Annotated in this window: 25 protein-coding genes and 1 other RNA gene; 18 read left to right on the forward strand and 8 right to left on the reverse strand. The window is 66.1% G+C overall.

Annotated features, from left to right (window positions below):
- Window positions 1-5 precede the first annotated feature (5 nt).
- From thrC to QM682_RS13485, 4 genes are read left to right on the forward strand one after another with little or no spacing between them, the layout of a single operon-like run.
- On the forward strand, window positions 6-1394 hold the full coding sequence (gene thrC / locus QM682_RS13470; protein WP_415130581.1) for a threonine synthase: 1389 nt from the start codon (window positions 6-8) through the stop codon (window positions 1392-1394).
- Complete coding sequence (locus tag QM682_RS13475; RefSeq protein WP_415130583.1) at window positions 1391-2656, forward strand: M16 family metallopeptidase; 1266 nt, start codon at window positions 1391-1393, stop codon at window positions 2654-2656. The genes thrC and QM682_RS13475 overlap by 4 nt, the downstream gene beginning before the upstream one ends.
- Window positions 2656-3237 carry a GNAT family N-acetyltransferase gene (locus QM682_RS13480; RefSeq protein WP_415130585.1) on the forward strand — a complete coding sequence of 194 codons (582 nt, stop codon included), beginning with the start codon at window positions 2656-2658 and terminating at the stop codon, window positions 3235-3237. Before QM682_RS13475 ends, QM682_RS13480 begins: the two co-directional genes overlap by 1 nt.
- Window positions 3237-4640, forward strand: coding sequence for an FAD-binding oxidoreductase (locus tag QM682_RS13485; RefSeq protein ID WP_415130587.1), 1404 nt, complete (start codon window positions 3237-3239; stop codon window positions 4638-4640). The genes QM682_RS13480 and QM682_RS13485 overlap by 1 nt, the downstream gene beginning before the upstream one ends.
- On the opposite strand, the gene QM682_RS13490 is transcribed toward QM682_RS13485, so the two are convergent.
- Window positions 4603-5514 carry a LysR family transcriptional regulator gene (locus tag QM682_RS13490; protein WP_415130589.1) on the reverse strand — a complete coding sequence of 304 codons (912 nt, stop codon included), beginning with the start codon at window positions 5512-5514 and terminating at the stop codon, window positions 4603-4605. The genes QM682_RS13485 and QM682_RS13490 overlap by 38 nt on opposite strands.
- Before the next feature lie 108 nt (window positions 5515-5622).
- Here QM682_RS13490 and QM682_RS13495 point away from each other — a divergent pair, with 108 nt between their 5' ends.
- On the forward strand, window positions 5623-6021 hold the full coding sequence (locus QM682_RS13495; protein ID WP_415130590.1) for a DoxX family protein: 399 nt from the start codon (window positions 5623-5625) through the stop codon (window positions 6019-6021).
- Between the two features lie 62 nt (window positions 6022-6083).
- Here QM682_RS13495 and QM682_RS13500 read toward each other — a convergent pair whose 3' ends face one another.
- The 5 genes from QM682_RS13500 to QM682_RS13520 form a co-directional block, all read right to left on the reverse strand.
- Entirely contained in the window at window positions 6084-6860 is a 777-nt protein-coding gene (locus tag QM682_RS13500) for a MetQ/NlpA family ABC transporter substrate-binding protein (RefSeq protein WP_415130592.1), read from the reverse strand.
- 18 nt (window positions 6861-6878) lie between these two features.
- A complete protein-coding gene (locus QM682_RS13505) occupies window positions 6879-7553 on the reverse strand; it encodes a methionine ABC transporter permease (RefSeq protein ID WP_415130594.1) in 675 nt (224 codons plus the stop codon).
- Window positions 7543-8589 (reverse strand): methionine ABC transporter ATP-binding protein, encoded by a 1047-nt coding sequence (locus tag QM682_RS13510; protein ID WP_415130596.1) that lies wholly within the window; start codon window positions 8587-8589, stop codon window positions 7543-7545. Before QM682_RS13510 ends, QM682_RS13505 begins: the two co-directional genes overlap by 11 nt.
- 131 nt (window positions 8590-8720) lie before the next feature.
- Complete coding sequence (gene tpiA / locus QM682_RS13515; protein WP_415130598.1) at window positions 8721-9452, reverse strand: triose-phosphate isomerase; 732 nt, start codon at window positions 9450-9452, stop codon at window positions 8721-8723.
- Between the two features lie 96 nt (window positions 9453-9548).
- Window positions 9549-9920: a HesB/IscA family protein gene (locus QM682_RS13520; RefSeq protein ID WP_415130600.1), complete on the reverse strand. Its 372-nt coding sequence runs from the start codon at window positions 9918-9920 to the stop codon at window positions 9549-9551.
- 205 nt (window positions 9921-10125) lie between these two features.
- On the opposite strand from QM682_RS13520, the gene rpsD reads away from it, so the two are divergent.
- The 5 genes from rpsD to QM682_RS13545 all read left to right on the forward strand — a co-directional run bounded on the left by rpsD (window position 10126) and on the right by QM682_RS13545 (window position 12382).
- Window positions 10126-10746, forward strand: a complete 621-nt coding sequence (gene rpsD, locus QM682_RS13525) for a 30S ribosomal protein S4 (protein WP_415130602.1) — start codon at window positions 10126-10128, stop codon at window positions 10744-10746.
- Between the two features lie 225 nt (window positions 10747-10971).
- A complete protein-coding gene (locus QM682_RS13530) occupies window positions 10972-11580 on the forward strand; it encodes a hypothetical protein (RefSeq protein WP_415130604.1) in 609 nt (202 codons plus the stop codon).
- A 158-nt stretch (window positions 11581-11738) separates the two neighbouring features.
- Window positions 11739-11912, forward strand: coding sequence for a hypothetical protein (locus QM682_RS13535; protein ID WP_415130606.1), 174 nt, complete (start codon window positions 11739-11741; stop codon window positions 11910-11912).
- Window positions 11913-11939: 27 nt separating this feature from the next.
- A complete protein-coding gene (locus QM682_RS13540; protein ID WP_415130608.1) occupies window positions 11940-12173 on the forward strand; it encodes a hypothetical protein in 234 nt (77 codons plus the stop codon).
- Window positions 12173-12382, forward strand: coding sequence for a hypothetical protein (locus QM682_RS13545; RefSeq protein ID WP_415130610.1), 210 nt, complete (start codon window positions 12173-12175; stop codon window positions 12380-12382). The genes QM682_RS13540 and QM682_RS13545 overlap by 1 nt, the downstream gene beginning before the upstream one ends.
- Window positions 12383-12518: 136 nt before the next feature.
- On the opposite strand, the gene acnA is transcribed toward QM682_RS13545, so the two are convergent.
- Window positions 12519-15299, reverse strand: a complete 2781-nt coding sequence (gene acnA / locus QM682_RS13550; protein ID WP_415130612.1) for an aconitate hydratase AcnA — start codon at window positions 15297-15299, stop codon at window positions 12519-12521.
- Window positions 15300-15547: 248 nt separating this feature from the next.
- Between acnA and QM682_RS13555 the strand changes: the two genes are divergently transcribed.
- The 5 genes from QM682_RS13555 (at window position 15548) to QM682_RS13575 (ending at window position 22139) form a co-directional block, all read left to right on the forward strand.
- Window positions 15548-16687 (forward strand): DUF1223 domain-containing protein, encoded by a 1140-nt coding sequence (locus QM682_RS13555; protein WP_415130613.1) that lies wholly within the window; start codon window positions 15548-15550, stop codon window positions 16685-16687.
- An 85-nt stretch (window positions 16688-16772) separates the two neighbouring features.
- A complete protein-coding gene (locus tag QM682_RS13560; RefSeq protein ID WP_415130615.1) occupies window positions 16773-17378 on the forward strand; it encodes an inner membrane-spanning protein YciB in 606 nt (201 codons plus the stop codon).
- Window positions 17379-17440: 62 nt separating this feature from the next.
- Window positions 17441-18625: an O-succinylhomoserine sulfhydrylase gene (gene metZ / locus QM682_RS13565; RefSeq protein WP_415130617.1), complete on the forward strand. Its 1185-nt coding sequence runs from the start codon at window positions 17441-17443 to the stop codon at window positions 18623-18625.
- Between the two features lie 20 nt (window positions 18626-18645).
- A complete protein-coding gene (gene folE2, locus QM682_RS13570) occupies window positions 18646-19683 on the forward strand; it encodes a GTP cyclohydrolase FolE2 (protein ID WP_415130619.1) in 1038 nt (345 codons plus the stop codon).
- Between the two features lie 59 nt (window positions 19684-19742).
- On the forward strand, window positions 19743-22139 hold the full coding sequence (locus QM682_RS13575; RefSeq protein WP_415130621.1) for an ATP-dependent helicase: 2397 nt from the start codon (window positions 19743-19745) through the stop codon (window positions 22137-22139).
- On the opposite strand, the gene QM682_RS13580 is transcribed toward QM682_RS13575, so the two are convergent.
- Window positions 22136-22975, reverse strand: coding sequence for an SDR family oxidoreductase (locus QM682_RS13580; protein WP_415130623.1), 840 nt, complete (start codon window positions 22973-22975; stop codon window positions 22136-22138). The two genes, QM682_RS13575 and QM682_RS13580, sit on opposite strands and share 4 nt — an antisense overlap.
- 351 nt (window positions 22976-23326) lie before the next feature.
- Between QM682_RS13580 and rnpB the strand changes: the two genes are divergently transcribed.
- The 3 genes from rnpB (at window position 23327) to rpmG (ending at window position 24438) form a co-directional block, all read left to right on the forward strand.
- An RNA gene (gene rnpB / locus QM682_RS13585) (RNase P RNA component class A) lies at window positions 23327-23697 on the forward strand.
- Window positions 23698-23740: 43 nt separating this feature from the next.
- Window positions 23741-24124 carry an SH3 domain-containing protein gene (locus QM682_RS13590; RefSeq protein ID WP_415130625.1) on the forward strand — a complete coding sequence of 128 codons (384 nt, stop codon included), beginning with the start codon at window positions 23741-23743 and terminating at the stop codon, window positions 24122-24124.
- A gap of 146 nt (window positions 24125-24270) precedes the next feature.
- Entirely contained in the window at window positions 24271-24438 is a 168-nt protein-coding gene (rpmG, locus tag QM682_RS13595; RefSeq protein ID WP_311758945.1) for a 50S ribosomal protein L33, read from the forward strand.
- The last annotated feature ends 208 nt before the right edge of the window (window positions 24439-24646 follow it).

The following is a 24646-nucleotide window of genomic DNA, read 5'->3' on the forward strand; positions in this document are numbered from 1 at the left end:
TCACGATGCGTTACGTTTCGACCCGAGGCAGGGCAGAGGTTCTGGACTTTGCGCAGGCCATGATGACGGGCCTGGCCCGCGACGGCGGGCTTTACCTGCCCGAGACCATCCCGACCTTTTCGGCTGACGAAATCGCGGCGTTCGAGGGCCTGCCCTATGAGGAAACCGCGCTGCGCGTGATCACGCCCTTCGTGGGCGACAGCTTCAGCCAGGACGAATTGAAAGGCGCCATCGTCCGCGCCTATGCCGGGTTCGATCATGTGGCGCGCGCGCCCCTGGTCCAGCTTGCGCCGGGCCATCACCTGCTGGAACTGTTCCACGGCCCGACCATTGCCTTCAAGGATTTCGCGATGCAGTTGATCGGCCAGTTGTTCCAACTGGCCCTGGCCAAATCGGGCAGCCGCGTCACGATCCTGGGCGCGACCTCGGGGGATACCGGCTCGGCCGCGATCGAGGCGTTCAAGGGCCTGCCCAATGTGGACGTGTTCATCATGTATCCGCATGGCCGCGTCAGCGAGGTGCAGCGGCGGCAGATGACCACGCCTTCGGAATCGAACGTGCACGCGCTGGCCGTGGACGGCACGTTCGACGACTGCCAGGCGCGGCTGAAGGATCTGTTCAACGACCATGCCTTCCGCGACGAGGTGGCGCTGGCCGGGGTGAACTCGATCAACTGGGCGCGGGTGCTGGCGCAGATCGTCTATTATTTCACCGCCTCGGTCAGCCTGGGCGGGCCGCTGCGCGAGGTGGATTTCACCGTGCCCACCGGGAATTTCGGCGACATTTTCGCCGGCTCCATCGCCAAGGCCATGGGGCTGCCCATCGGGCGGCTGGTGGTGGCGACGAACCAGAACGACATCCTGCACCGGGCGCTTTCGACCGGCGAATATCGGGTCGGCACGGTCGAGCCCTCGATCAGCCCCTCGATGGACATTCAGGTCAGTTCGAATTTCGAGCGCGCCCTGTGGCTTGCCTATGGCCGCGACGGGGTGGCGGTCAGCCAACTGATGGACGAGTTGAGGCTGGGCGGTTTCACCATCAGCCAGGGCGCGCTTGAGGCGCTGCGCGAGACCTTCGTTTCGGGCCGCGTCTCCGAGGGCGAGACCACGGAAATGATCGCCATCATCCGCGCCGAGACGGGCGAGGTGATCTGTCCCCATACCGCCGTGGGCATCCGCATCGCGCGCGAAAACCTGCGCCCCGGCGTGCCGATGATCACGCTGGCCACCGCGCATCCGGCCAAGTTCCCCGATGCGGTCGAGGCCGCCATCGGCATCCGCCCCGCGCTGCCGCCGCGGATGGCCGGCCTGTTCGAGCGCCCCGAGCGCCTGACCCGCGTTGAAAACGACGCCGAAAAGCTTAAATCGCTGATCCTTGAACGGAGGACCGCGTGAGCCAGACCCGCATCAGCACCCTGCCCAACGGCCTGCGTGTCGTGACCCGCGACATGCCCGGCCTGCATTCCGCCGCCATCGGCGTCTGGGTCAATGCCGGCTGCCGCGACGAGCGCGCGGAACAGAACGGCATTGCCCATTTCCTTGAGCATATGGCCTTCAAGGGCACGCCCACGCGCAGCGCGCTGGAAATCGCCGAGGCGATCGAGAATGTGGGCGGCTATATCAACGCCTATACCTCGCGCGACGTGACCAGCTATTACGCGCGGGTGCTGGCGGGCGACGTGGCGATGGCCTTGGACGTGATCTCGGACATCGTGCTTAACCCGGTTTTCGAGCCGCGCGAGATCGAGGTCGAGCGGGGCGTGATCCTGCAAGAGATCGGCCAGTCGCTGGACACGCCCGACGACGTGATCTTCGACTGGCTGCAAGAGGCCGCCTATCCCGACCAGCCCATGGGCCGCACGATCCTGGGTCCGGCCGAAAGGGTCAGCCACTTCTCGCGCGAGGATCTGTCGGGCTTCATCTCCGAACATTACGGCCCCGAGCGGATGATCATCGCCGCCGCTGGCGCGGTGGATCACGACCGTATCCTGCGCCAGGTCGAAAGCATCTTTTCGCATCTGCCCGCCCGCGCCGGCACGCTGCGCGAACCCGCCCGCTGGCGCGGCGCCGAGGCGCGGCGCGTCAAGAAGCTGGAACAGGCGCATTTCGCCCTGGCCTTCGAGGGGCCGGGCTATCAGGATCCGGATTTCTACGCCGCCCAGATCTGGACCTCGGCGCTGGGGGGCGGCATGTCCTCGCGGCTGTTCCAGAAGATCCGCGAGGAAAAGGGGCTGTGCTATTCGATCTTCGCGCAGTCGGGCTTTCATGACGATACCGGGATGATGACGATCTATGCCGGCACTTCGGGCGACCAGATCGCGGATCTCGCGAACCTGACCGTGGACGAGATGAAGCGTTCGGCCGAGGATACGACCGAGGCCGAGATCGCCCGTGCCCGCGCGCAACTGAAGGCGGGGCTCCTGATGGGGCTGGAAAGCCCCTCGGGCCAGGCCGAGCGGATGGCGCGCTCGCTGGCGATCTGGGGCAGGGTCTCGGAGCCGGCCGAGGTGGCGGCGCGCATCGACGCGGTGACGGTCGCCGATGTGCGCGCCCATGCCCAGCGGCTGATCCAGAACGCGCGCCTGGCGCTGGCGCTTTACGGGCCGGTCCGCGCCGCGCCCACGCGGACGAAGCTTGCCGAAAGGCTTGCCGCCTGATGTTCAACCGCCGCCGTCCGCCGCGTCTGGAAACCGAGCGGATGGTGCTGCGCCTGCCCGCCCATGGCGATCACGGCGCCTGGGTCGAACTGCGCCAGGAAAGCCGGGATTTCCTGGTTCCATGGGAGCCCGTCTGGGCGCCCGACCACCTGACGCGGCGCAGCTTCACCAATCGCGTCTATTGGGCGCAGCGCGCGCATCGGAACGGCTCGGCCCTGCCCATGTTCCTGATCCGCCATGACGGTGCTCTGCTGGGCGCGATCACGCTGGACAATATCCGGCGCGGCCCGGCGCAATCGGCGACCATCGGCTATTGGATCGGTGCGCCCCATGCCCGCCAGGGCTATATGCGCGAGGCGATCGGCGCATTGGTCCGCCACGCCTTCGGCGCCATGGACCTGAGCCGGATCGAGGCCGCCTGCCTGCCCGAGAACGCCGCCTCGCGCGGGGTGCTGGAAAAGGCCGGCTTCAAATATGAGGGCGTGGCGCAAAGCTATCTGCAAATCAACGGGCGTTGGCGCAACCATGTGCTTTACGCCAATCTGCGCCATGACCGGCGCGGCAGGACCGAGGTGCGCTGATGCTGAACCCCGCCGATGCCCGTCTGGGCGCCGAATTGCCCGAAGGCGTGCTGCGCGAGGTCTCCGCCGCCTATCTGGAGGAGCCGCGCGGCCGCTATCACGGTCGGGCGGGACTGGTCGCGGCGCCTCGCGATGTTGAGGAGGTCGCGGCGGTGGTCCGCGCCTGCGCCCGCGCGGGCGTGGGGATCGTCCCGCGCGGCGGCGGCACGGGGTTGGTCGGCGGCCAGGTCATGCCGGACGGGCCGGCGCCGCTGATCCTGTCCTTGGAACGGATGACCGCGCTGCGCGGCATCTGGCCCGAGGAAAACGTCATGGTGGTCGAGGCGGGCATGACCCTGCAAGCCGCGCGCGACGCCGCGCAGGCGCGGGGGCGGCTGTTCCCTCTGTCCCTGGCCAGTCAGGGCACGGCCAGCATCGGGGGAAATCTTGCGACCAATGCCGGCGGCGTGACCGCCCTGCGCTATGGCACCGCCCGCGCGCTGTGCCTGGGGATCGAGGCGGTCCTGCCGGACGGGCGCGTGGTCCATGACCTGAAACGGCTTCGCAAGGACAATACCGGCTATGACATCCGCGACCTTCTGATCGGGGCCGAGGGGTCGCTGGGCATCATCACGGCGGCCAGCCTGAAGCTGGTCGTGCCGCCGCCGAATATCGGCACGGCGATGCTGCAAGTGCCCTCGCCCGAGGCGGCGCTGACCCTGCTGGCCCTGGCCGAGCGGCATATGGCCGGCAATGTCACGGCGTTCGAACTGATCGGCGGGCAGGGCCTGGCCTTCCTGGCCGAGACCCTGCCCGAGATCCGCCAGCCCTTTCCCGGCGCGCCCTGGTCGGTGCTGATCGAGGTCGGGCTGCCCCAGGCGCTTGAGCCGCAATCCGCGCTTGAGGCGCTGTTTTCGGAGGCCGCCGAGGCGGGGCTGGTCCTGGATGGCGTCATCGCGCAATCGGGCCAGCAGTCGGCGGCGCTGTGGCACCTGCGCGAGCAGATCCCCGAGGCGAATCGCCGCATCGGCTCGGTCGCGAGCCATGACATCAGCCTGCCTTTGTCCGAGATCGCGGGCTTTATCCGCGAGGCCGGGGCGGCGCTGGCGGCGCGTTCGGACGTGCGGCTGAACTGCTTCGGCCATCTGGGCGATGGCAACCTGCATTTCAACATCTTCCCCGCCAAGGGCCGCAAGCGCGCGGAATATGACGGGGAACGCAAGGCGCTGTCGCGGCTGGTCCATCAGATGGTGGTGGATCGAGGCGGCTCGGTTTCGGCCGAGCATGGCGTCGGGCGGCTGAAGGTGGCCGAGATCGCGGAATGGGGCGATCCCGCGCGGCTTTCTGTCATGCGGGCGGTCAAGGATGTGCTGGACCCGCGGGGGATCATGAATCCGGGGGCGGTTCTTTCAGCAAGGGCGTAAGTTGCGCCTTCAGATGGCCCAGATAGGCCGTCAGCCGGGGCGGGGTGAAGGGCTGCGGCAGGCAAAGCGCCTGGATGTCCAGTTGCGGCCCCGGAAAGCCTTGCAGCAGGCGGATCAGGCGGCCCTGGGCCACGTCCTTTGCGATGACGAAGCGGGGGATGATGGCGATTCCCTCGGCCGCCAGCGCCAGGCGGCGCACGGCGGCGGCGCTGTTCACGGTGATCTGGCCGGGCAGGGGGATGCTGACCGCCTTGCCCTCGACCACGAATGTCCCGCGCGAGGGGGTGCCGGAATTGCTGTCGCGGATATGGCGATGCTGGCGCAGATCGTCGGGGTGCAGGGGCTGGCCCGCCTTTTCCAGATAGGCGGGGCTGGCGACGACCCAGCCCTCGGTCCCGCCGATCCTGCGCCCGATCATGCTGGAATCGGCCAGAGCACCGATGCGCAGCGCCAGATCGAAGCCCTCGGCGGCAAGGTCGACATAGCGGTCGGTCAGCCGCAGGTCGATGCTGATGCCGGGGTTCAGCGCCAGGAAATCCTGCGTCAGGGTGGTCACGAAAAGCTCGCCGAAGGTGACGGGAGCGCTGATGCGCAGCCGCCCAGTCAACATGCCCTGATCGGCGCGGGTCTGCACGTCCAACTCCTCGACCGCCGAAAGGACGCGCCGCGCGGCGGTCAGGAAACGCTCGCCCGCAGGGGTGACCGACAATGCCCGCGTGGTCCGGTTCAAAAGCGTGACGCCCTGCCGGGCCTCAAGCGCCGCGACATATTTGCTGACGAGCTTGTTCGAGATGCCCAGCCTTTCGCCCGCCCGCGTGAACGAGCCCGCGTCCACCACCGCGACAAAGGCGCGCAGCCCGTCGATCCGGTCCATGAAATTCTCCGTTCCGGCGTCAATGTTTCCATGATTATGACCATTTCGGGAGTAATCTGGAAGCCCTATCTAGGAAGCATCAAGGAAACATTCTGGGATTGACCCGATATGCTGAATACCGAACGCAATGCCGATCTGGCGGCATTTCTTTTGCGCGCCACCACCGGCGCCTGGTTCCTGGTCCATGGCCTGACCAAGCTTTTCGTCTTCACGCCTGCGGGGACCGCAGGCTATTTCCAGTCGTTGGGCCTGCCGGGCGCGATGGGCTATCTGACCATGGTTCTGGAGATCCTGGGCGGGATCGCCCTGCTGCTGGGGATCGCCACGCGCATCGTCGCGCCGGTCATGGCGGCGGTGTTGCTGGGTGCCGCCTTTTTCGCGCATCTGGGCAATGGCTTCAGCTTCTCGAACCCCGGCGGCGGCTGGGAGTATCCGGTGCTTTGGGCCGTGGTCATGGCGGCGCTGGCGCTGTTGGGCGACGGTGCCTATGCGCTGAAGCGGCGCTAAGGTCCGTATCATGAAAACGCCCCGCAAGCTTGCGGGGCGTCTTTTATTCGGGAAGCGAAGGGTCACCAGGCCGGGATGACGGCGCCGGTGTATTTGTCCTGGATGTATTTTTTCACCGCATCCGAGTGGTAGGATTCGACCAGGGTTTTCGCCCAGGGCGCGTCCTTGTCGGCCGAGCGCACGACGATGATGTTCGCATAAGGGCTTTCGGCATTCTCGATGGCGATGGCGTCCTTTTCGGGGTTCAGGCCGGCTTCCAGCGCGTAATTGGTGTTGATCACCGCCGCATCCGCATCGGCCAGCGAGCGGGGCAGCTGCGCCGCGTCGAGCTCCAGGAACTTGAGGTTCTTCGCGTTCTCGGTCACGTCCAGGGGCGTGGGCGACAGGCCCGTGCCCTCGGCCAGCTTGATCAGGCCCTTGTCTTGCAAAAGCAGCAGCGCGCGGCCGCCATTGGTCGGGTCGTTCGGGATGGCGACCTTGCCGCCCTCGGGCAACTCGTCCAGCGATTTCAGCTTTTCGGAATAGACGCCCATCGGCGTGGTGATGGTCTTGGCGATGGCCACCAGGTCAAAGCCGCGATCCTTGATCTGGTTGTCCAGATAGGGCTGGTGCTGAAAGCTGTTCGCTTGCAGGTCGCCGTCGTTCAGCGCCTGGTTCGGCACGACGTAATCGGTGAACTCGACGATGTCGATGTCCAGGCCCTTGTCCTTGGCGACCTTGGCCACCTGCTCCATGATCTCGGCATGTTCGCCGACCGAGACGCCGACCTTGATTTCCTCGGCCGAGGCCATGGCGGCGGTCAGGGCCAGCGCCGAGAGGGTGAGGGCGAGTTTGCGCATGAGGGTTCCTTTCACGGTTTACCGGCCCCGGTTGCGGGGCGCGCGTTTGTCGAAGCGGGCGGCGATCCATTCGCCAAGCGATTGCACCGCCTGCACCAGCAGGATCAGGATGACGACCACGGCCAGCATCACCTCGGGCATGAAGCGCTGATAGCCGTAGCGGATGCCCAGGTCGCCCAGGCCCTCGCCGCCGACCGCGCCGACCATGGCGGAATAGCCGATCAGGCTGACCACGGCCAGCGTCAGGCCCAGGATGATGCCGGGCATCGCCTCGGGGACCAGCACCTTGCGGACGATCTGGCCGGGCGTCGCGCCCATGGCGCGGGCGGCCTCGATCAGCCCGGCATCGACCTCGCGGATGGCGGTCTCGATCAGGCGGGCGATGAAGGGGGCGGCCGCGATGGTCAGGGGCACGATGGCCGCCGTGGTGCCGATGGACGTGCCGGCGATCAGCCGCGTCAGCGGGATGATGGCCACGACCAGGATGATGAAGGGGGTCGAGCGCGCGGCATTGACCGCCAGCCCCAGCACCGTGTTCAGCACCGGCGCCGACAGAAGCTCGCCCCGGCGCGAGGTGGCCAGGAAGATGCCCAGCGGCGCGCCGATCAGCGTGCCGATCAGCGTCGACATGAACACCATGTAAAGCGTTTGCAGCGTGGATTCCCACAGGATCGGGATCAGGTTAGCCGACATGGCCAAGCACCTCGGTCAAAAGCCCATGCTGTTCCAGGAAGGCTTGCGCATCCGCCAGCCGCGCCGCGGGCAGGGCGACGATCAGGCTGCCGAAGGGCTTGGCGCCGATCTCCTCGATGGCGCCGGCCAGGATATTGACGGTGACGCCCTTTTCGGCGGTCAGCCGCGCCAGCATGGGATCGGTGGCGTGGCGGCCGGTGAAGGTGATCTGCACCACCGCCTCGGCATCGGGGCCGGAGGGCGCCGGGGTCAGCATGTTCGCGACGAAGTGCGGGATGGCGACGCCGGTGACGCCTTGCAGGAAGCTGCGCGTCGTCGGGTGCTGCGGGCGGGAAAAGACGGCATAGGTCTCGCCCGCCTCGACGATGCGGCCGGCCTCGATCACCGCGACATGGGTGCAGATGTCGCGCACCACCGCCATTTCATGGGTGATCAGCAGGATGGTCAGGCCCATCTCGCGGTTGATGTCCTGAAGCAGGTCCAGCACCTGCTGCGTGGTGTCGGGGTCCAGCGCCGATGTCGCCTCGTCCGACAGAAGCACGCGCGGGCCGGTCGCCAGCGCGCGGGCGATGCCGACGCGCTGCTTCTGGCCGCCCGAAAGCTCGGCCGGATAGCGGCCCGCCTGCGCCTCCAGGCCGACGCGCCGGATCAGTTCGGCGACGCGGGGCGCGATCGTCGCGCGATCCTCGCCCGCGATCTCAAGCGGCAGGGCGATGTTCTGGGCCACGGTGCGGCTGGAGAGCAGGTTGAAATGCTGGAAGATCATGCCGACCTGGCGGCGCAGCGCGCGCAGGTCGGTCCCGGTCGCCGCGCCGATGTCCTGGCCGTTCACGACGACCTGGCCGCTGCTGGGACGCTCCAGCCCGTTCACCATGCGCAGCAGCGTGGATTTGCCCGCGCCCGAGCGGCCGATGATCCCGGTGATCGCGCCCTGCGGCACGCCAAGGTCGATATCGTGCAGCGCCACGACCTCGCCCGCGCCCTTTTGCGGATAGCGGCGCGTCACGCCCTGGAATGAGATTGCCGGCCCGGTCATCGTCCTGTCCTTGGTTCAAGGCGTGACCTATGCGCGCGCGCCCCGCCTTGGCAAGAGGCGCCTGCCCGCAAAAAGGGCAATGCCATTCCAATCCGGGCGGGTGCGGTGGAACGGCGTTCTTTTCAGGGAAATTACGCTGCGGAAAGCGCGGCGATGATCGGGGCGAAATCGGCGGCCCGCAGGCTGGCGCCGCCGACCAGGGCGCCGTTCACATGCGGTATGGCGAAGATTTCCGCCGCGTTGCCGGGCCTGACCGAGCCGCCGTAAAGCAGTGTCATATCGGCGCCGTCGGCAAAACGGGCCGAAAGTTCCCGCCGGATCAGGGCATGGACCTGAGCGATCTGGTCATTGGTGGGGGTGCAGCCGGCGCCGATGGCCCAGACCGGCTCATAGGCGATGACGGTATTGGCGGCCGTCGCGCCATCGGGGACCGAACCGGCAAGCTGGGCCGAGATCACCGCCAGCGTCCGGCCCGCATCGCGCTGCGCCTCGGTCTCGCCCAGGCAGATCACGGCGACCAGCCCCGCCTCATGCGCGGCGACGGCCTTGGCCGCGACCTGGGAATCGGTCTCGGCATGATCCACGCGGCGTTCGGAATGGCCCAGGATGACATGGCTGGCCCCGGCATCCTTCAGTTGGACTGCGGCGATATGGCCGGTATGCGCGCCCGAGAGCCGGGCATGGCAATCCTGGCCGCCGGTCGGAATGCCCTTGGCCGCCACGGAAAGAAGCAGCGTGGCGGGCGGGCAGATCAGGATATCGCAATTCGAGACGGGCAAGGCCAGCAACTGGTCGATTTCCGCCAGCGTGGCCAGGGTGCCGTTCATTTTCCAATTGCCGGCGGCAAGTTTGCGCGGGGCCATCAACCTCTCCCTAACTGTGTCGGGCAGGGCTTAGGGCGGGGCGCCAGAGGGATCAAGAATGGGTGCGCTAACACCGCATCAGGCTTTTTCAGGCGCTTAGAGTTTCGCGCGCGCGCCTTCCAGCGGGCCGAAGCTGACCGATTCCCCGCAGCCGCAACTGTCGGTCACATTGGGGTTGCGGAACTTGAAGCCGGATTCCAGCAGGCCGCTCTCATAGTCGATCTCGGTCCCGAACAGGAACATCTGCGCGGTGGGGGCGATCAGCACGCGGGCGTCGCCCTGTTCGACCACCTCGTCGCCGGGGGCGGGGGTCTGGGCCAGTTCCATCGTGTATTCCATGCCCGCGCAGCCGCCCTTCTTCAGGCCGATGCGCAGGCCCGAGGCGGATTTCGCGGCCATCAGGCGGGCGATGTGACGCTCGGCCGCCGGGGTGATGGTGACGGGGGATTTGCCGGGGATCGAGAACATGCGCGCCTTCCTTGTTCGCTGGCTGTCATGTAGGTGCGTCGGGGCTGGTGCTCAAGGGGTGCTGGACGAGGCGCTCTTGACTCTGGCCGGATCGCGGCTATAAGCGCCGCTTCATTGGTGTTGGTGGACCCCGCAAGGGGAACCCTGTCGGGCATTATGCCAAAGGACAACGCCCTTCGACAACGCAAAAAGAAGGAGATCAGCGATGACCAAACGCACCGCTGCCAAGTATAAGATCGACCGCCGCATGGGCGAAAACATCTGGGGCCGCGCCAAGTCGCCGCTGAACAAGCGCGAATACGGTCCCGGCCAGCACGGCCAGCGCCGCAAGGGCAAGCTGTCCGATTTTGGCACCCAGCTGCGCGCCAAGCAGAAGCTGAAGGGCTATTACGGCGATCTGACCGAAAAGCAGTTCCGCCGCATCTATGCCGAGGCCGAGCGCGTGCGCGGCGATACCGGCGAGAACCTGGTGGGCCTGCTGGAGCGTCGTCTGGACGCCGTGATCTATCGTGCCAAGTTCGTGCCGACCATCTTCGCCGCCCGCCAGTTCGTGAACCACGGCCATGTGGAAGTGAACGGCCAGCGCGTGAACATCGCCTCGTATCGCGTGAAAGAGGGCGATGTCATCTCGATCCGCGAACGTTCGCGCCAATTGGCCATCGTGCTGGAAGCCGTCGGCCTGACCGAGCGTGACGTGCCGGACTATCTGGAAGTGGATCACCACAAGATGACTGCCTCTTTCGTGCGCACCCCGGCCCTGGGCGACGTGCCCTATCCGGTGGTGATGGAGCCGAATCTGGTCGTCGAATTCTACGCGAAGAACTGATCCTTTTCAGTTCGGCGGATTTCAGGGCCGTCCCTTCCGGGGGCGGCCTTTTCGTTTGTCGCGCGTCAGGCTGGATATCGGGAAAACCCGAGGGATGCCCGCATCCGCCGCATGGGGGCGTGCCCTGTCTGCCATAGGTCGGGGGCGCACGCGCGGGCATGGCCTTGCAACCGAAGGCATAAGCCGGAAAACAGGGGCGTGGATTTGCGGCTTTTGGGGATTCTGATGCGGCTGTTGGCGATTCTGGTGGTGGCGGGGCTGAGCCTGCCGGCGGCGGCGCAAGAGACGCCGGCTGCTCAGGAAAAGCTCTGGACCTGCGAAACCTCGATCGCGGGGGAAAAGACCGAGATCAATTATGTCCGGGACGAGGAGTTCCGCGAAAGCGTGGGCCGCCTGGAAAAGAGCTTCTCGGGCTGGGGGCGGATCAGTTGCCCCGGCTATGTCACCCTGCGCGAAATCCTGCGCCGCAATCAGATGTCCGACGACGGCAGCTATTGCCTGCTTTGGGACAAGCAGGGCGATACCTACATCGGCGCGCAGCGGGGCGCGCGCAAGGGCAACGCCCTGTGCCGAAAGACCCTGTGCGAGCGGGTGAACGGCGCGCGCCAGGCGACATTCCGCAACGCCAATGCGCTGGCGGTCGCGGGCTATGACGCGGTGACGCAGCGGCCGGGGGCGGCGATCCTGGCCGCGACCTCGGGCTCGATGGTCGGCACGCTTGAGGCAGCGGGCGCGGCCGCCATGGGGGTCGCCGCCTCGCCGGTGGCGGTGGGCTCGATGGTGATCGGCTCGGCCGCGGTGGGCGGAACCATGTGGTATTGCGCGGACGAATAGGCCCGCCACCCGCGCCCCCGGCGACAATCGCGGCCTTGCGAATCCCTTGCAGCGCCGCCCGGTGATCCGTAGCGTTACCCTTTGTTTCGCAACCTATCTGCGACGATTCCTGAAGGTCCAGTGCTTATCCCGGCCATCAGCGAAGGGGGAGAATTGACGTGATCACTATCAAGGCAGCTTTGGTGGCGTTTGTCATCGCCGTCGCTGGCGTGGCCCATGCGGATGATTATATGACGTTCACACCGTCGCCGGTGAAGCCGGGCGGCGGCAGCTATCAGACGCGCGGCGGTTGCACGGCCCATAACGCGCCGATCATGCCCAGGAGCGAGTAATTTTATGGTCAGGGCGCTCTTCGGGTTTTGGAATCCATCTATGTCCAGAAAAAACTTGCGCGCCTCAAAGCGGCGGGCGGCAAATGCACCTGCGCCATTCGCTTCCCGACATGGGATGCCGCGCTGGCAGAGTATAACGCGAAATTCCGCAATCGGGAGGGTGACTATAGCCGCGAATGGATCCGGCAGTTCACCACTACAGATTTGAACCGCGCCGGCCTGCAAGTCTCACGCACCTGCCGGGCACAAGGAATCTACTGATGGGGTTGACAGCGGATTTTGTCTCTCACGCGGCGTTCCATTCCCACGAGGTCATGACGCTTGCGCGCGATTTGGCCAGAGGTCTCATCTGGTCGCCGACGCTGGGACCTGATGTGGATTCGCAATCCCCGCCTGCCGTTGAAAATCCATCCAACCCGCCGCAACCTGCTTTCATTGCCGGTCGATTGGCGCAACTCATCGCGAAGTAACTGCGTGCCTCATCCGCGACAGGTATCGCGGGGCCAGGTGCCCATGGCTTCTTTGCTTTCCAAATACCCCAACGACCGTGCCGAAAACGGCTAGGCCGCCCCCGAAGGGATGGCCGTTCAAGCCGATGCTTCAGGCTTAGGCCTTCGCCAAGTTGCGCAGCACATAATGCAGCACGCCGCCGTTTTCCAGATATTCGATCTCGACCTCGGTATCGACGCGGGCCTTCAACTGGATCACCTTCTCGGTCCCGTCGGCATAGCGGATCGTGCAGGGCACCAGCGACAGCGGCTTGAAATCACCCTCCAGCCCGTCGATGGAAATCACCTCGTCGCCCGTCAGGCCCAGGGTCTTGCGGTTCTCGCCATTCGTGAATTCGAACGGGATCACCCCCATGCCGACCAGGTTCGACCGATGGATGCGTTCGAAGCTTTCCGCGATCACCGCCTTGACGCCCAGAAGATTGGTCCCCTTCGCCGCCCAATCGCGCGAAGAGCCCGCGCCGTATTCGATTCCGCCGATCACCACCAGCGGCACGCCCTTGGCCTGATAGGCCATCGCCGCGTCATAGATCGAGGTTTGCCGCCCGTCCGGTCCCTTGGAATAGCCGCCCTCGACGCCGTCCAGCATCTCGTTCCTGATGCGGATATTGGCGAAGGTGCCGCGCATCATGATCTCGTGGTTGCCGCGGCGCGAGCCGTAGCTGTTGAAGTCCTGGGGCGCGACCTGCCGCTCGGTCAGGTATTTCCCGGCCGGGGTGGTCGGCTTGAACGAGCCGGCGGGCGAGATGTGATCCGTGGTGATCATGTCGCCCAGAAGCGCCAGGATGCGGGCACCGTCGATATTGTGGATGGTCCCTTTTTCCATTCCCATGCCCTGGAAATAGGGCGGGTTCTGGATATAGGTCGAACTGGGCGGCCAATCATAGGTCTCGCTGTCGGTCACCTCGACGGCGCGCCAGCGTTCGTCTCCCTTGAATACATCGGCATATTTGGTCTGGAACATCTCGCGCGTGACGACGCCGTCCACCAGTTCGGCGACCTCCTTCGAACTGGGCCAGATGTCCTTGAGAAATACCGGCTCGCCGTCCTTGGACATGCCCAGCGGCTGGGTCGTCAGGTCGATGTTCATGTCACCCGCGATGGCATAGGCCACCACCAGCGGCGGCGAGGCCAGATAGTTCGCCCGCACATCGGGGCTGATCCGGCCCTCGAAATTGCGGTTGCCGGACAGGACCGAGACGGCGACCAGGTCGTTCTCGCTGATCGACTTCGAGATCTCGGGTTGCAGGGGGCCGGAATTCCCGATGCAGGTGGTGCAGCCAAAGCCCGCCAGGTTGAACCCAAGCGCGTCCAGATCCTCTTGCAGATCGGCGGCTTGCAGATATTCGGCCACCACCTGGCTGCCGGGCGCGAGCGAGGTCTTGACCCAGGGCCTGCGCGTCAGGCCAAGCGCGCGGGCCTTGCGGGCGACCAGCCCCGCCGCCATCAGAACATAGGGGTTCGAGGTATTCGTGCATGAGGTGATCGCCGCGATCACCACCGAGCCGTCGCGAAGGGTGTAATCCTGCCCCTCGACGCTGCCGGTATTCAGATGGCCGTGATGGCCGCCGGGGATCTCGGCGGGCTTTGGATCGGGGGCGCCGCCCTCGCGGGTCATCTTTTCTTTCTGCTCGTCCGAGACCGAGGGGGCGGGGCGGATGCCCAGGATATAGTCGCCGAACGCCTTGGCGGAATCCGTCAGCGCGACATGGTCCTGGGGCCGCTTCGGCCCCGAAATCGCGGGCACCACCGTGGACTGGTCCAGTTCCAGCGTCGAGGTATAGACCGGCGCGTAATCGCGCGTGCGCCAGAAGCCGTTTTCCTTGGCATATGCCTCGACCAGGGCGATGCGGGTTTCCTCGCGCCCGGTCTGGCGCAGATAGCGCAGGGTTTCGTCGTCGACGGGAAAAAAGCCGCAGGTCGCGCCATATTCGGGCGCCATGTTGGCGATGGTGGCGCGGTCGGCCAGCGGCATGTGGTCCAGTCCCTCGCCGTAGAATTCGACGAACTTGCCGACGACGCCGTGCTGCCGCAGCATCTGGACGACCTTCAGCACCAGGTCGGTGGCGGTCACGCCCTCGCGCAGGGCGCCGGTGATCCTGAAGCCCACGACCTCGGGGATCAGCATCGAGATCGGCTGGCCCAGCATCGCGGCCTCGGCCTCGATCCCGCCGACGCCCCAGCCCAGCACCGCGAGGCCGTTGACCATGGTGGTATGGCTGTCGGTGCCGACCAGCGTGTCGGGATAGGCCACCGTCACGCCGTTCTGGTCCTGATCGGTCCACACGGTCTGGGCCAGATATTCCAGATTGACCTGATGGCAGATCCCCGTCCCCGGAGGCACGACGCGGAAATTGTTGAACGCCTTCTGTCCCCATTTCAGGAAGGTGTAGCGCTCCATGTTGCGTTGGTATTCCAGTTCCACATTGCGCTGGAAGGCGCGGGGGGTGCCGAACTCATCGACCATCACCGAATGGTCGATGACCAGATCGACCGGGTTCAGCGGGTTGATCCTTTGCGCATCGCCGCCCAGGGCCTTGATGCCGTCGCGCATCGCGGCCAGGTCCACCACGGCGGGAACGCCGGTGAAATCCTGCATCAGCACGCGCGCCGGGCGATAGGCGATCTCGCGCGGGTTCTGGCCTCCGTTCTCTGCCCATTCGGCGAAGGCCCGGATGTCGTCGACGCTGACCGTGCGGCCGCCATCCTCGAAACGCAGCAGGTTCTCCAGCACCACTTTCAGCGAAGCCGGAAGCCGCGAGAAATCCCCCAGACCCGCCTTGGTCGCGGCGGTGATCGAATAATAGTCGATGCTGTTTTCCGCGACCGTCAGATTGCGGCGCGTCCTGGCGGTGTCGGTTCCTGTCTGGATGGTCATGGCTCGGCTTCCTGTGCATGAAGGTGGCTGAACGGCGGTATCTGCCCAAGATGTGCGCCTTTCGGGACAACGGTTCAAGAGCGGCTCCGTTCAATGTATGCGACGGTATGCCGAACGTGGCGCCTGGCCTGTGGGTTTCCGGCCACGATCCCCCGGCGGGAACAGGGCGCTAACAAAGCCTTGATTTGTCCAAGACGCTTGCCGGGCGTTAGGTGGTCGGGATCGGATCAGCGGGATAGCGGCGGACTATGGCATCGGGCTGTGCAATCAACGGCATCGCGGGGCGGCGCGGGTTTCTGGCGCTGGCTTTCGCGTTTTTGCTGGGCGGGCTGGCGGCCCCCGCCGTCCTGGCGCAGGAGGCGGGCAGAGACATGGTGCCCGTCTGGGGGACCGGACCCGCCGGAGGGGCTGGGCCTGCCGGGGGCTGGCCGCTGTCGCATATGGATCCCGGCGATCCCGACGCGCCCATCCCGAACGAGCCGGTGGGCGTCACGGTCCTGGACGCTCCAACCGATTCCGGTGCCGTCCAGAATGCCCAGGTCGGGCTGATCGAGGCGCCCGAGGGGGCGGCGGCCGAGGATGCCTCGGGGCATGCGGACGATCCAGAGATGCCGCTTCTTGCCGATGGGGCGTTGGCGGACGGTCCCGGCGTCGCGAATTTCGCCGAGCGGCGCACCGCCCAGACGCCCGCGCGCATGTTCGGCCCCATCGGCCATCCCCCTGTCGTGGTCGAGCTTTTCACCTCGCAGGGCTGCTCTTCCTGTCCCCCCGCGGATGAGATGCTGGGCGATCTGGCGGATCGCGATGACGTGCTGGCCCTGTCCTGGCACGTCGATTACTGGGATTATCTGGGCTGGGCCGATGATTTCGCCCGTCCCGAATTCACCCTTCGGCAGCAGGATTACGCCCATGCCTGGGGCGAGCGCGCGATCTATACGCCGCAGATGGTCGTTGGCGGCACCGACACGCTGATCGCGCTGCGTCCGGCCGAACTGATGGCGCTGATGCGGATGCAGATGGCGCGTCCCGCGCCGGTGCTGGTCAGTTCCCGCCAGGCGCCCGACGGCAGCTATCAGCTTGAGCTGACCCCGCGCACCGCGCTGCGCCAGCCGGTCGCGATCCTGCTGGTCCGCTACGCGCCCGAGCGGCGCGTCACGATCAAGGCGGGCGAGAACCGGGGCGTCAGCGTCAGCTATCGCAACGTCGTTCTGGCGGTGGACCGGATCGGCCAATGGGACGGCCGCGCGCCCCTGCGCATGAGCGTCAGGGCCAATGCCAGCACCGGCGACGCCTTCCCCGAGGATACGCGCCACGCCATCCTGACCCAGGAACTGGGCCGGGGAAAGACGGCCACCGGGCCGATCCTGGCCGCGATCCGGCTGGATTGACTTCTGGCGGGTGGCCGTTATTGCGCCTTGCCGCTTCGCGCCCCAGCAGGCAAGAAACATGCGAACCGATGCTTCGAGGCCGCCCATGACCGAACCCCGCAAGATCAACCCCTGGATCAAGACCGCGCTGGAACTTGGGCCGCTGGTCCTGTTCTTCGTCATCTTCATGCGCCTGCGCGACAAGACGGTGACGCTGGCCGGGACTGAATATTCGGGCTTCATCTTCGCCACGCTGGTCTTTGTGCCGGTGCTGGTCGCCTCGACGCTGGCGCTGTGGCGGCTGACGGGGAAGCTGGCGCCGATGCAGATCGCGACGCTGGTGCTGGTCGTGGTCTTCGGCGGCCTCTCGATCTGGCTGAACGATCCGAAGTTCTTCAAGATGAAGCCCACCATCATCTATCTGCTGTTCGCGGGCGCGCTGGGGCTTAGCCTGGCGCTGCGCCGGAACTGGCTGCAACTGGTCATGTCCGAGGCGCTGCCCATGGATGCCGCCGGCTGGCGCATTCTGACGCTGCGGCTGGTATTCCTGTTCCTGGCCCTGGCGCTGGCCAATGAGATCGTTTGGCGCAGCATGTCCGAAACCGCATGGGTGAATTTCAAGACCTTTGGCCTGCCGGCGGTGATGGTGCTGTTCTTCCTGGCCAATGCCAAGCTGTTTGAGCGTCACGCGCCGCCCAGGGATGGCGAATAGCGGGCTTGAACCGCTGCGCGGGCAGGCGTATCCGGTCCTCCTGATCCCTTCAGGAGTCCGCCATGTCCGACCAGCCCGCCGACAAGCCCTTGCATCCGCGCACCCGCGCCGTCCATCACGGCATCCGCCGCAGCCAGTATGGCGAGATGGCCGAGGCCTTGTTCATGACGCAGGGCTTTGCCTATGACAGCGCCGAGCAGGCCGAGGCGCGGTTCATCAAGACCGGGCCGGACGAGTTCATCTATGCCCGCTACGGCAACCCGACCTCGCGCATGTTCGAGGACCGTATCGCCAACCTGGAAGGCACCGAGGACGCATTCGCGACCGCCAGCGGCATGGCGGCCGTGAACGGCGCGCTGATGTGCTTCGCCAAGCCCGGCGACCATATCGTCTCGTCCAGGGCGCTGTTCGGGTCCTGCCTTTACGTTCTGGACGTGCTGGCCCGATTCGGCGTGGAAATCAGCTATGTGGACGGCACCGACCTTGCGCAATGGCGGGCCGCGATCCGGCCCGATACCAGCGCGGTGTTCTTCGAATCCGTCTCGAACCCCACGCTGGAGGTGGTGGACATCGCCGCCGTGGCCGAACTGGCCCATGCCGTCGGCGCGCTGGTGATCGTGGACAATGTATTCGCCACGCCGGTCTATTCCCGTGCGGTCGCGCAGGGCGCGGATGTCGTGGTCTATTCCTCGACCAAGCATATCGACGGGGCAGGGCGCTGCCTGGGCGGCGTGATCTGCGGCACGCGGCATTTCGTGCGCGAGGTGGCCGAGCCCTACCTCAAGCATACCGGCGCCGCGATCAGCCCCTTCAATGCCTGGATCATGCTGAACGGGCTGACCACGCTGGACCTTCGTGTGCGTGCCCAGACCGAAGCCGCGATGACCTTTGCCCAGGCCGCGAAGGATCTGCCGGGCGTCGGCAAGGTGATCTATCCCGGACTGCCCGAGCATCCGCAATACGACCTGGTGCGGCGCCAGATGGGCGCGGGGGGCACCATGGTCGCCCTGGATCTGGGCAGCAAGGACGCGGCCTTCGCGGCGATCAACCGGATGCGGATCTTTCAGATCTCGAACAACCTGGGCGACGCGAAATCCATCGTCACCCATCCCGCGACGACGACGCATCAGCGCCTTGACCCCGAGGTGCAGGCCGAACTGGGCATCACGCCGGGCCTTTTGCGACTGTCGATCGGGCTGGAGCATGCCGACGATCTGATCGCGGATTTGCGTCAGGCCCTGTCCTGATCCCGGAAAGGGCGCCCGCGATGCCGGGCGCCCCTTTTGTTTTCGCCCGGTCGTCCCCACATAGCAAGCCGACCGCCAACCCGGAGTATGCCATGACCGAGGCCCGCCCTTTCGCCACCGAGCGCGCCTATCCGGCCCTGTCGCGGGAATATCCCGCCGATTTCCGCGTGGACGACCGCTACAAGGCCAGCCTGCCGGATCTTCAGAACGGTCCGGCCAGTCTGATCGTCGGCGCCCGCGCCCCGATCCAGCATGTCGGCATCTCGAACTTTCGCCTGCCGATCCGCTACCAGACCAAGGAGGGCGGCGAGATCACGCTGGAAACCAGCGTCACCGGCACCGTCAGCCTTGAAGCCGACCGCAAGGGCATCAACATGAGCCGCATCATGCGGTCCTTTTACGCCCATGCCGACAAGCAGTTTTCCATGCGCGTGCTGCAAGCGGCGCTGGAGGATTACAAATCCGACCTCGACAGCATCGACGCGCGCATCCAGATGCGGCTTTCCTATCCGGTACGGGTGGAATCGCTGCGCTCGGGGCTGACGGGCTGGCAATATTACGACATCGCGCTGGAACTGGTGGAACGCGGTGGCGAGCGGCTGCGGATCATGCATTTCGATTATGTCTATTCCTCGACCTGCCCCTGCTCGCTGGAACTCAGCGAACATGCCCGGCATATGCGCGGCCAACTGGCGACACCGCATTCGCAGCGATCCATCGCGCGCATCTCGGCGGTGATGCACGGCGATACGCTTTGGTTCGAGGAGATGGTGGACCTTTGCCGCCGCGCCGTCGCCACCGAAACCCAGGTCATGGTCAAGCGCGAGGATGAGCAGGCTTTCGCGGAACTGAACGCCGCCAACCCGATATTCGTCGAGGACGCCGTGCGTGCCTTCGCCGAGCAACTGCTGGCCGAGCCGCGCATCGGCGATTTCCGGGTAGTCGCCAGCCACCAGGAATCGCTGCATTCGCATGACGCGGTTTCCGTGCTGACCGACGGGCCGACCTTCGCCCAGACCAGCCTGGACCCGGCCATCTTCGCCGGGCTGCGGGCGTGATGTGAACAAGTCGTGAACGTGGGCTTTCCCGGCGCCTCCGCAGAGGCTATGCTGCCGGCATGAGCGATTTCGACGATTCCGATGCCTTCGAGGCCGCCGCCGCCCCGGTTCCGCAAAACGTGCCGCTGTCGCAGCGCGCCATGGCGGCGCGGCCGGCGCCCTATCTGGACGGGCTGAACCCGGCGCAGCGCGCGGCGGTCGAGGCGCTGGACGGCCCCGTCCTGCTGCTGGCCGGCGCCGGCACCGGCAAGACCCGCGCCCTGACCACCCGCATCGCGCATCTGTTGACTCTGGGCAAGGCACGGCCGGGCCAGATCCTGGCCGTGACCTTCACCAACAAGGCCGCGCGCGCGATGAAGGACCGCATCGGCCGCCTTCTGGGCGAGATGGTCGAGGGGATGCCCTGGCTGGGGACGTTCCACAGCGTCAGCGTCAAGATCCTGCGCCGCCATGCCGAACTGGTGGGCGATGCGACGCTGCATCTGAAGCCCAGCTTCACCATCCTGGATACCGACGACCAGATCCGGCTGCTGAAACAACTGCTTGCGGCCGAGAACATCGACGAGAAACGCTGGCCCGCGCGGCAGTTGGCGGGGCTGATCGACGGCTGGAAGAATCGCTGCCTGACGCCTGCCAATCTGCCGCAGGGCGAGGAACGCGCCTTCGACGGTCGGGGGGGCAAGCTTTACGCCGCTTATCAGCGCCGGCTGCTGGAACTGAACGCGGTCGATTTCGGCGATCTTCTGATGCATTGCGTCACGATCTTCCAGGCCCATCCCGACGTGCTGAAGGGGTGGCAGGACCGTTTCCGCTATATCCTCGTGGACGAATACCAGGACACCAACGTCGCCCAATACATGTGGCTGCGGCTGCTGGCCAAGGCGCATCGCAATATCTGCTGCGTCGGCGACGACGACCAGTCGATCTATGGCTGGCGCGGCGCCGAGGTCGGCAACATCCTGCGATTCGAGAGTGATTTCCCCGGCGCGCAGGTGATCCGGCTGGAACAGAACTACCGCTCGACCCCGCATATCCTGGCGGCGGCCTCGGGGCTGATCGCGGCGAACAAGGGGCGGCTGGGCAAGACGCTGTGGACCGATGCCCAGGGGGGCGAGCCGGTGCGTCTGATCGGCCATTGGGACAGCGAGGCCGAGGCGCGCTGGATCGGCGAGGAAATCGAGGCTTTTCAGGGCGGTCACCGCCATTCCATCGGCAAGCGCAGCCTGAACGACATCGCCATCCTTGTCCGCGCCAGCCACCAGATGCGTGCCTTCGAGGATCGCTTCATGACCATCGGCCTGCCTTACCGGGTGATCGGCGGGCCGCGCTTTTATGAGCGCCAGGAAATCCGCGACGCCATGGCCTATTTCCGGCTGGCGGTCAGTCCCGCCGACGACCTGGCCTTCGAGCGGATCGTGAACGTCCCCAAGCGCGGCCTGGGCGACAAGGCGGTCCAGACCATCCAGCGCGAGGCGCGGGATCGGGGGCTGTCCCTGCTGGAAGGCGCCGTATCGGCGGTCGCGATGGGCGCGCTTGGCGGCAAGGGCGGCGCGGCGCTGCGGGTCTTTACCGAAAGCATGACCCGCTGGCATACCGACGCCATCGACGCGACCCGCAATCACGTCGAACTGGCCGAGCGGATCCTGGACGAATCCGGCTATACCGCCATGTGGCAGAACGATAAATCCCCCGATGCGCCGGGCCGCCTCGACAACTTGAAAGAGTTGATGAAGGCGTTGGAACAGTTTGAAAACCTGCAAGGTTTTCTTGAACATGTCGCGCTGGTCATGGATACCGACAAGGCCGAGCAGGAAGATCAGGTCAGCATCATGACGCTGCATGCGGCCAAGGGCCTGGAATATCCCATCGTCTTCCTGCCGGGATGGGAGGATGGGCTGTTTCCCAGCCAGCGCAGCATGGACGAATCCGGCACCAAGGGCCTGGAGGAAGAGCGCCGCCTTGCCTATGTCGGCATCACCCGGGCCGAGGAACTGGCGACCATCACCTTCGCCGGCAACCGCCGCATGTATGGGCAATGGCAGTCCTCGCTGCCCTCGCGCTTCGTCGACGAACTGCCCGAGGATCATGTCGAGGTGCTGACGCCCCCCGGCCTTTACGGCGGCGGCTATGGCGCGGCGGCAAGCTTCGCCACTTCCTCGATGCATGACCGCGCGGCCAAGGCCGATGTCTACAACTCGCCGGGCTGGAAACGGATGCAGCAGCGCTCGTCCGAGCGTGTATCGCCCGTGCACCGCACGCCGGTCACCATCGACGCCGAGCCCGCCGCCCGCTATGCCGTGGGCGACCGGGTGTTTCACCAGAAATTCGGCACCGGCACGATCATGGGCATCGCCGAGGATACGCTGACGGTTCAGTTCCCGACCGGCTTCAAGACGATCAAGGCGGGCTATGTCCAGCCCGCCTCGGGTTCGTCCATGGACGACGTGCCGTTCTAAAGCGCGGCGCGCACCACATCGGCCAGCGGCGTCGTGGGCCGGCCGATCAGTCGCGACAGGGCGTGCCCGTCGTCGAACAGCGCACCCTGCGCGGCGTCAACGTCCCAGCCTGCGATCGCCGCCGCCAAGCCGTCAGGCAGGCCGGCATTGACCAGTGCCGCCGCATATTCCGCCTCGGGCAGGTTCACATAAGGAATCTCGCGCCCGCTCTGGCGCGAGACCTCGGCCGCCAGATCGGCCAGCGTCCACGCGTCATCCGCCGCCAGCTCAAGGATCTGCTCGGCATGGCCGCCCCGGGCCAGGACCACGGCGGCGGCCTCGGCGTAATCCGCCCGTGCCGCGCCCGAGATCCGGCCCGCGCCCGCCGCGCCGATCAGCGCGCCATGTTGCAGGGCGGCCGGAATCGCGCCGGTGGAATTCTCGGCATACCAGCCATTGCGCAGGATGGTGTGGGGAATGCCCGCGCCCTTCAGCATCGCCTCGGTCGCCCGATGCTCTCCGGCCAGGGACAGGGGTGAGCGGTCGGCGTGCAGCAGGCTGGTATAGACGATCCCGCGCACGCCCGCGTCACGCGCGGCCTCGATCACGGCGCGGTGCTGGGCGGCGCGCTTGCCGATCTCGCTCGACGAAATCAGCAGCAGTTGCCCGACGCCCGCCAGCGCCGGCGCCAGCGTCTCGGGCCGATCATAGTCGAAGGCGCGGGTCTCGACCCCAAGGCTGGCCTTTTCGGGCGACCGCGCCAGGGCGACGATCTGGTCCTCGGGCACCAGGGTTTTCAGTTTCTCGATGGTCAGGCGGCCCAGTTGGCCGGTGGCTCCGGTGACGGCAATGGTCATGTCGGCTTCTCCTTCTTGTGCCGGGCAAGATAAGTGCTTGACTTACGATAAGTAAGTGCGAACGGAAATGTTGGTGTGGAAAAACCCGGCCGGGCCGACCTGATGGCTGCTGCCTGCCCGTCGCGCGACGTGCTGCGGCGGCTGACCGGGCGCTGGGGGATGCTGGTGCCGTGGGCGCTGGCCGCCCTGTGGCCCGCAACGGTTCGGCGCGCTTCTGGGCTGGATCGAGGACAGCCTGCCCCGGATCGCGCGGCACTGGCCGGGATGATTTCTTTGCTTTCCAAATACCCATGCGGCGGCGGCCCGCGCGGCGCTTGACCCCGGCGCGCGGCTGCCATATCTGGCCTCTGCGCGGATGGCCGGATGACCGCGGCGGGCGACTGTCGAGGAAAGTCCGGACTCCATGAAGATACGGTGCCGGGTAACGCCCGGCGGGGGCGACCCCAGGGAAAGCGCCACAGAGAAGAGACCGCCCATGCAGGTCATGGGCAAGGGTGAAACGGTGGGGTAAAAGCCCACCGCGGGCCTGGCGACAGGACTGGCAAGGCAAGCCCCACCGGGAGCAATGCCGAATAGGGACCGCGCGTCGCAAGACAGGGCCATCTTCGCCCCAGCAGGTCCGGGTTGGCAGCTAGATCCCGTCAGCAATGGCGGGACCAGAGGAATGGTCATCGAAGGGGGCGACCCCGGAACAAAATCCGGCTTACAGGCCATCCGCGCGTTTTGGGCTCGATTTACCGCCTTGCCATGCTAGGCTGATCTTCGATGCGGTATCTTGTTCTCTGTTCAAGCCTTGCCTTTCCCGCGCCCGTTTTCGCGCAGCGCCTGGCCGTGCCGGTGATCGAGCCCGCGGGTCAGGGACAAGGCCCCAGTTGCGGCGCGGCGGTGGTCCAGGGCCTGCGCGAGGCCGAGGGGGGCTATCTGGCGATCCGCACCGGGCCGGGCACCCGTTTCGCCCAGATCGGCGCCTTGCGGAACGGGGATCAGGTCTGGCTGGTCTCGCGTCACGGCGACTGGGCGGGAATCGCGGTCCAAGGCGGCGGCACCTCTCCTTCGGACCTTTGTGCCAATCCGGGGCAGGCCCGAAAGATCACCGGCCCGGATGTGGGCTGGGTGCATGGGCGATGGCTGCGCGATGGCGCGCGCTAGGCGCCGGCGCGGTCATTTTCCCCACGAATTCCCGGCTTTCGTCTGATTCCAGGTTGACTCCGAGCCTTGGCCGGATAAAAGGCGGCTTCCAAGAGATTCCACGGGGTTTGCGACATGCGTCTTGCCCCGCAGCAGGAGCAAGTAACATGGCGAAGCCGACGACGATCAAGATCCGTCTGAACTCCTCGGCCGGGACGGGGCACTTTTACGTCACCAAGAAGAATGCCCGCACGATGACCGAAAAGATGGCGGTCAACAAATATGACCCGGTTGTGCGCAAGCATGTCGAGTATAAGGAAGGCAAGATCAAGTAATGATCTTGTTGCCTTGGGCCGGCGCTCTCCTGGACTTCATTCAGTTAAGGGGGCGGGCACAAGGGGCGGAAAAGCTTATGCGGGCGGTTGCCTAGGCATTCGCCGCAAGGGTGGGGTGCTGCAGAGATGCAGCGCCTTTTTCCTTTTGGGCCAGGATCACCCGTCAGCCAGGATCGCGGGGGCCATGCCCTGGGCCAGCGACTCGGGG

This window comes from Paracoccus sp. (in: a-proteobacteria), from assembly GCF_047605025.1.
GTDB lineage: Bacteria > Pseudomonadota > Alphaproteobacteria > Rhodobacterales > Rhodobacteraceae > Paracoccus.

Bases quoted from the DNA above. Each gene is read 5' to 3' on its own strand.
- folE2 (WP_415130619.1), top strand. From the start codon at position 18,646: ATGCCGGGCGCCCCTTTTGTTTTCGCCCGGTCGTCCCCACATAGCAAG.
- QM682_RS13590 (WP_415130625.1), top strand. From the start codon at position 23,741: ATGCGGTATCTTGTTCTCTGTTCAAGCCTTGCCTTTCCCGCGCCCGTT.
- QM682_RS13510 (WP_415130596.1), bottom strand. From the start codon at position 8,589: ATGACCGGGCCGGCAATCTCATTCCAGGGCGTGACGCGCCGCTATCCG.
- QM682_RS13555 (WP_415130613.1), top strand. From the start codon at position 15,548: ATGGCATCGGGCTGTGCAATCAACGGCATCGCGGGGCGGCGCGGGTTT.
- QM682_RS13495 (WP_415130590.1), top strand. From the start codon at position 5,623: ATGCTGAATACCGAACGCAATGCCGATCTGGCGGCATTTCTTTTGCGC.
- QM682_RS13530 (WP_415130604.1), top strand. From the start codon at position 10,972: ATGCGGCTGTTGGCGATTCTGGTGGTGGCGGGGCTGAGCCTGCCGGCG.
- rpmG (WP_311758945.1), top strand. From the start codon at position 24,271: ATGGCGAAGCCGACGACGATCAAGATCCGTCTGAACTCCTCGGCCGGG.
- acnA (WP_415130612.1), bottom strand. From the start codon at position 15,299: ATGACCATCCAGACAGGAACCGACACCGCCAGGACGCGCCGCAATCTG.
- tpiA (WP_415130598.1), bottom strand. From the start codon at position 9,452: ATGGCCCCGCGCAAACTTGCCGCCGGCAATTGGAAAATGAACGGCACC.
- QM682_RS13520 (WP_415130600.1), bottom strand. From the start codon at position 9,920: ATGTTCTCGATCCCCGGCAAATCCCCCGTCACCATCACCCCGGCGGCC.
- rpsD (WP_415130602.1), top strand. From the start codon at position 10,126: ATGACCAAACGCACCGCTGCCAAGTATAAGATCGACCGCCGCATGGGC.
- QM682_RS13485 (WP_415130587.1), top strand. From the start codon at position 3,237: ATGCTGAACCCCGCCGATGCCCGTCTGGGCGCCGAATTGCCCGAAGGC.
- QM682_RS13500 (WP_415130592.1), bottom strand. From the start codon at position 6,860: ATGCGCAAACTCGCCCTCACCCTCTCGGCGCTGGCCCTGACCGCCGCC.
- QM682_RS13480 (WP_415130585.1), top strand. From the start codon at position 2,656: ATGTTCAACCGCCGCCGTCCGCCGCGTCTGGAAACCGAGCGGATGGTG.
- QM682_RS13580 (WP_415130623.1), bottom strand. From the start codon at position 22,975: ATGACCATTGCCGTCACCGGAGCCACCGGCCAACTGGGCCGCCTGACC.
- QM682_RS13560 (WP_415130615.1), top strand. From the start codon at position 16,773: ATGACCGAACCCCGCAAGATCAACCCCTGGATCAAGACCGCGCTGGAA.
- QM682_RS13505 (WP_415130594.1), bottom strand. From the start codon at position 7,553: ATGTCGGCTAACCTGATCCCGATCCTGTGGGAATCCACGCTGCAAACG.
- metZ (WP_415130617.1), top strand. From the start codon at position 17,441: ATGTCCGACCAGCCCGCCGACAAGCCCTTGCATCCGCGCACCCGCGCC.
- QM682_RS13545 (WP_415130610.1), top strand. From the start codon at position 12,173: ATGGGGTTGACAGCGGATTTTGTCTCTCACGCGGCGTTCCATTCCCAC.
- thrC (WP_415130581.1), top strand. From the start codon at position 6: ATGCGTTACGTTTCGACCCGAGGCAGGGCAGAGGTTCTGGACTTTGCG.
- QM682_RS13575 (WP_415130621.1), top strand. From the start codon at position 19,743: ATGAGCGATTTCGACGATTCCGATGCCTTCGAGGCCGCCGCCGCCCCG.
- QM682_RS13490 (WP_415130589.1), bottom strand. From the start codon at position 5,514: ATGGACCGGATCGACGGGCTGCGCGCCTTTGTCGCGGTGGTGGACGCG.